The organism is Accumulibacter sp. (assembly GCF_029255125.1).
Lineage (GTDB): Bacteria > Pseudomonadota > Gammaproteobacteria > Burkholderiales > Rhodocyclaceae > Accumulibacter.
Genome location: NZ_JAPUVR010000041.1, coordinates 1 through 4,656, shown reverse-complemented (window position 1 = coordinate 4,656; position 4,656 = coordinate 1). Strand labels below are relative to the sequence as shown.

7 protein-coding genes are annotated in these 4,656 nt (G+C 65.9%); 4 read left to right on the top strand and 3 right to left on the bottom strand.

Annotation, left to right across the window (positions count from 1 at the left end; genetic code table 11):
* Positions 1–512 (bottom strand): arylesterase (locus tag Q1L59_RS02105; protein WP_300327644.1); only part of this gene is annotated, 512 nt, incomplete at its 3' end.
* On the opposite strand from Q1L59_RS02105, the gene Q1L59_RS02100 reads away from it, so the two are divergent.
* On the top strand, positions 511–1,194 hold the full coding sequence (locus Q1L59_RS02100) for an ATP-binding cassette domain-containing protein (RefSeq protein ID WP_300327643.1): 684 nt from the start codon (positions 511–513) through the stop codon (positions 1,192–1,194). The genes Q1L59_RS02105 and Q1L59_RS02100 overlap by 2 nt on opposite strands.
* Before the next feature lie 18 nt (positions 1,195–1,212).
* On the opposite strand, the gene Q1L59_RS02095 is transcribed toward Q1L59_RS02100, so the two are convergent.
* Complete coding sequence (locus tag Q1L59_RS02095) at positions 1,213–1,398, bottom strand: hypothetical protein (protein ID WP_300327642.1); 186 nt, start codon at positions 1,396–1,398, stop codon at positions 1,213–1,215.
* Positions 1,399–1,673: 275 nt separating this feature from the next.
* On the opposite strand from Q1L59_RS02095, the gene Q1L59_RS02090 reads away from it, so the two are divergent.
* Both Q1L59_RS02090 and Q1L59_RS02085 read left to right on the top strand, forming a co-directional pair.
* Positions 1,674–2,969: a S8 family serine peptidase gene (locus Q1L59_RS02090; RefSeq protein ID WP_300327641.1), complete on the top strand. Its 1,296-nt coding sequence runs from the start codon at positions 1,674–1,676 to the stop codon at positions 2,967–2,969.
* Positions 2,970–3,085: 116 nt separating this feature from the next.
* A complete protein-coding gene (locus tag Q1L59_RS02085; RefSeq protein ID WP_300327640.1) occupies positions 3,086–3,325 on the top strand; it encodes a ketohydroxyglutarate aldolase in 240 nt (79 codons plus the stop codon).
* Between the two features lie 44 nt (positions 3,326–3,369).
* Here the strand turns inward: Q1L59_RS02085 and Q1L59_RS02080 are convergent, their stop codons facing one another.
* Positions 3,370–3,726 (bottom strand): dihydroneopterin aldolase, encoded by a 357-nt coding sequence (locus Q1L59_RS02080; RefSeq protein WP_300327645.1) that lies wholly within the window; start codon positions 3,724–3,726, stop codon positions 3,370–3,372.
* A gap of 113 nt (positions 3,727–3,839) precedes the next feature.
* On the opposite strand from Q1L59_RS02080, the gene plsY reads away from it, so the two are divergent.
* A complete protein-coding gene (gene plsY / locus Q1L59_RS02075) occupies positions 3,840–4,460 on the top strand; it encodes a glycerol-3-phosphate 1-O-acyltransferase PlsY (RefSeq protein ID WP_300327639.1) in 621 nt (206 codons plus the stop codon).
* Positions 4,461–4,656: the final 196 nt, after the last annotated feature.

Sequence of the window (4,656 nt, the reverse complement as noted above, 5' to 3'; positions counted from 1 at the left end):
GCTACGCCGGCAAGCAGGAAATCGACCAGAGGCGTCCGGCGCGCCTTGGCCACCGCTGCGAAAGTCTGATGAAAGTCGGCCGCGTAGCTGCCGTAGTTGGGCGGGATGCGTTGGCCGACGAGCAGTACGCGCGCCTTCCGCTGCTGGGCCGCGTCGACGATGGCGGTCAGATTCGCGCTCATCTGACTGACCGGCAGCCCGCGCAGACCGTCGTTGGCACCGAGCGCGACGATGACGATCTGCGGCGTATAGCGATTCAGCGCCGCCTCGATGCGCGCCCGACCGCCGCTCGTCGTCTCTCCCGAGATGCTGGCATTGACGACGGTATAATCGAGCTTCCTCTCCTGCAGACGCCGGGCCAGCAAGGACGGCCAGGCTGCCTCCTGAGCAATACCATAACCCGCCGAGAGAGAATCGCCGAAGACGAGGATGTTCTTCTGCGCCAGCGCCACCGGAGCGAAAAGCAAGGCTCCGACCAGGAGCAAACCCTGAAAGCTTGAGAGACGAAACATGGTGGACAATACGTCGATGGTGGTTGAGGTAAACAAACTGACCCGGCGCGTCGACAACGGCGGCGAGCCGTTGACCATTCTGCACGACATTTCGTTCGCCGTCGCTGCCGCTGAAACGGTGGCGATCGTCGGCGCCTCGGGTTCCGGCAAGTCTACCCTGCTCGGCCTGCTGGCCGGCCTCGATTTGCCGACCAGCGGCTCGGTCAGCCTCGCCGGCGAGGACATCACCCGCCTCGACGAGGATTCCCGGGCCGTCCTGCGCGGTCGCTTGCTGGGCTTCGTCTTTCAGTCATTCCAGTTGCTGCCTTCGCTGAGCGCGCTGGAAAACGTCATGCTGCCGCTCGAACTGGCCGGCGCGGCAAACGCCCGCAGTGAAGCCGAGTATTGGCTCCAGCGCGTCGGCCTGGCGCATCGACTGCGACATTACCCGAAGCACCTGTCCGGTGGCGAACAGCAGCGCGTCGCGCTGGCCCGCGCATTCGCGCCGCGCCCACGCCTCGTCCTGGCCGACGAACCCACCGGCAATCTCGACGCAGCCACCGGCCACCAGGTGATCGACCTGATGTTTGCGATCAACGCCGAGCGCGCCACGACCCTGCTGCTGGTGACGCACGACGAAGAAATCGCCGCCCGCTGTTGCCGGCGGCTACGCATGCACGCCGGCGAGCTGGTCGAGGTCTGAGCCCGTCTGAAGCGATTTTTACTGACTGGCCTCCAGCTCCCAGTCGTACATCCACACCTGACAACGCGCGCCATCGTTCCAATACACGACGCGATAGGTGTTCCCGTTGTTGTCGAGCGACAGCGAATCGACCCGCCCGACCATGTCAATCGCCTTGATGCGGACCGCCTGCCCGAGGTCATACGCAAACTCAACCGTTCTCAAATCGTCCTCCCGTCGAAAAATCGGCGCTGACCGCGCGCTGCGCACTCAACTGTCCGCCGAATCGCAAGTCTAATGGAAATCTTCCGTGCACCGCGTTCGCCGCCGGATTACCCGGCAAGCATTCGCTTGCTTCCGGCGAAAGGTGAACTAGACTCAGCTCATGGCAGGCGGCAGGCAGGCTGGACACCTGCCACAGGCCAAGCCGAGACGCGGCACCAGGCGCAGGCACGACGAAGCCCACAGCAGTCAACCGCAAGGACGAAGAGGAGGAAGTCATGACGGACCATCCCACATTTTCCGCGTCAGCCACGCGCGAACCCGAGCGCACGAGCGGACGTTTCGTCGTTACCTTCCGTGACGACGACGTCGCGAAAGGCATGGCAACGCTGGCCAAACGAGCCGCGATCCGGAGCCTTCCGAGCGCCGCCGATTTCACCGATTCGGCCCTCGACATGACGCAGCTCAGCGCCGCCGGCGGCGCCGTCTTTCCCACCCTCGGTGTTGCCGTCGTCACGCTCGACGACGACGCGCTGAGCAGCCTGATGGCGGCACACAGCGATGACGCCGACGGCGCGATCCTCGACATCGAGCCCGAGCGCATGTTCTACGCGCTGACCGACGACGCCGGCCTGTCGCTCGCCTATCTGCAGGGCTATCGCGACGCTGCCGACAACCTTTACGAAAGAGCGCGCGCCAGCGTCGACGCCGCCACGGCGGCCGCCGCCAGCGGCTTTTTCGACGACGCCCAATCGACCTGGGGCCTCAAGGCAACGCGCGCGGTCAACTCGCAGCGCACAGGCAGCGCGATCAAGCTCGCCGTCCTCGACACCGGCTTCGACCTGCAACACCCGGACTTCCGCGGCCGGCGGATCGTTACCGCTTCCTTCGTTTCCGGCCAGACCGTACAGGACGGGCACGGCCACGGCACGCACTGCATCGGCACCTCCTGCGGCAGCACCGACGGCAGTGGCCGGCGCTACGGCGTCGCCCAGAAAGCGACGATCCATGCCGGCAAGGTCCTCGCCGACAACGGCAGCGGCTCGACCTCGGGGATTCTGGCCGGCATGGAATGGGCAATCAACAGCGGCTGCCAGGTGATCTCGATGTCGCTCGGCAATACCGTCAGCACGCCGTCGACCGCCTACGAAAAGATCGGCCAGCGCGCCCTGCAGAAGAGGTGCCTGATCATTGCGGCCGCCGGCAACCATCGGCCAGGGACCGTCGGCCAGCCGGCCAACAGTCCGTCGATCCTGGCCGTCGGAGCGGTCGACAGCCAGATGCGGCTGGCTTCGTTCTCCTGCGGCTCGGGTAACGCGGGCGGAGCCAACGTCGACCTGGTCGGACCAGGCGTTGCCGTATACTCGTCGACCAAGCTGCCGACGCGCTACGCAAGCTGGAACGGCACCAGCATGGCGACCCCGCACGTCGCCGGCGTAGCCGCGCTGTGGGCGCAAACCTCTGCCGCCAATCGCGGCGCAGCGCTCTGGCAACTGCTGACCGCACGCGCGCTGCGCCTGCCGCTCGCCGCGAGGGATGTCGGCGTCGGCCTGGTACAGTCGCCGCCGACCTGACCGTCAGGCGCAAGGCCGGGCCGGCGCCCGGCCTTGCGCTCTACCGGCGAGCCGCTGCTGGCCGGAGCTTTGCCGTCCGCCGCTGATCGGCCTTTGAACGAGGTGAGAACGAGAAAATGGACGAAGCACAAGTGCAGTCAGTCATTGTCACCATCGACGATGCGCACCTCGCCGACATCCAGTCAGTCGCGCACCGCCTGGGCGCGGCTGGCTTGCAGGTGTCGCGCGTCATGTCGACGATAGGCATCATCGCCGGCCGCGCCCCGGCATCGTCGATCGCCCACCTGAAGGCGGTGCGCGGCGTATTGGAGATCGAGGCAGATCGGGAAATGCACGCCTTCGGCGGCGCCGAATAGCCGACCACTTCGCTTGCCCGCCGGACCACCGGCAGGCAAGCGACTCAGGCCGGAGCCCCGCGCTCGATGATCACGCCAACGCGGCGCACGCCACGCAGCGTGCCGAGCTTGGCGATCGAAACGCGCACCCAGGTGGCGCCGAAATCCTCCAACAGCAGCGTCGCGACGTACTCGGCCAGGCGTTCGAGCAGATTGAACTGGCGCGCTGCCAGCTCGGCCACCAGCCGCTCGACGACACTGGCGTAGTCGATCGTATCCCCCAGCTCGTCGCTGGCGCCGGCGCTAGCCGTCGACGTCCCGATCTGCAGCGAAATCTCGACCGTCTGCGCCAACGCCCGCTCGCGCGGATAGATGCCGATCAGGGTCGAAGCGCGAAAGTCTTCAATGAAGATGATGTCCATGCCGGGCTGCGTCGTGTCGGTGTACAATTGATCGGCCACCGCAGGCGAGAGCGATGACGGGCGGCGAATTTTAACCCAGAGCCCCCGCCAAACCTACGCACGAGCACGCTCCGATGCACTCCCTCCTGAACATGCTGCTGGCCATCCTCGCGGCCTACCTGCTCGGTTCGGTCTCCTTCGCGCTCGTCGCCAGCCGCATTTTCGGACTGGCCGATCCGCGCACCTATGGATCGAAGAACCCCGGCGCCACCAACGTGCTGCGTAGCGGGCACAAGGGCGCAGCCGTGCTGACACTGATCGGCGACGCCGCGAAAGGCTGGCTCGCCGTTTTTCTGGCCGAGCGCTGGGCGCCCGTGTTCAATCTCCCCGACTTCACCGTCGGCCTCGTCGCGCTGGCCGTCTTCCTCGGCCATCTCTACCCGATCTTCCTGCGCTTCAAGGGAGGCAAGGGCGTCGCCACGGCGGCCGGCGTGCTGCTCGCGATCGACCTCAGACTTGGCCTGGCGACGCTCGCCACCTGGCTGGTTGTTGCATTCGCCTTGCGCTACTCGTCGCTCGCCGCGCTCATCGCTGCGCTCGCCGCGCCGCTCTATGCGCTCCTGATGTGGGGCGGCAATCGCATGGTGCTGGTCATCGCCGGCATTGCGCTGCTTCTCGTCGGCAAGCACTGGCAGAATCTGCAGAGACTGCTGGCCGGCAACGAGACGAAAATCGGCAGCGGGAAAAAGACCTGACGAAAAAGGGTGGATCGCGGGAAACCGCGATCTGAGCCGTTTCTTCGACGAGCCCGTCGCAGCTGGCCGAGCTATAGTGGTCCCCGGATTTGAGACAGTGGTTTAAGCTAGGCGCTGGCATAGGGAGCGAGAAGCGATGAGCGAAGTGAAGACGCGCAAGGTGCACACCCCGGAGTTCAAGGCGAAGGTGGGTCTG

What these genes read in the sequence shown, in the direction of transcription:
- Q1L59_RS02100 (WP_300327643.1), top strand. Translation starts at nt 511, where the DNA reads ATGGTGGACAATACGTCGATGGTGGTTGAGGTAAACAAACTGACCCGG.
- Q1L59_RS02080 (WP_300327645.1), bottom strand. Translation starts at nt 3,726, where the DNA reads ATGGACATCATCTTCATTGAAGACTTTCGCGCTTCGACCCTGATCGGC.
- Q1L59_RS02090 (WP_300327641.1), top strand. Translation starts at nt 1,674, where the DNA reads ATGACGGACCATCCCACATTTTCCGCGTCAGCCACGCGCGAACCCGAG.
- Q1L59_RS02085 (WP_300327640.1), top strand. Translation starts at nt 3,086, where the DNA reads ATGGACGAAGCACAAGTGCAGTCAGTCATTGTCACCATCGACGATGCG.
- plsY (WP_300327639.1), top strand. Translation starts at nt 3,840, where the DNA reads ATGCACTCCCTCCTGAACATGCTGCTGGCCATCCTCGCGGCCTACCTG.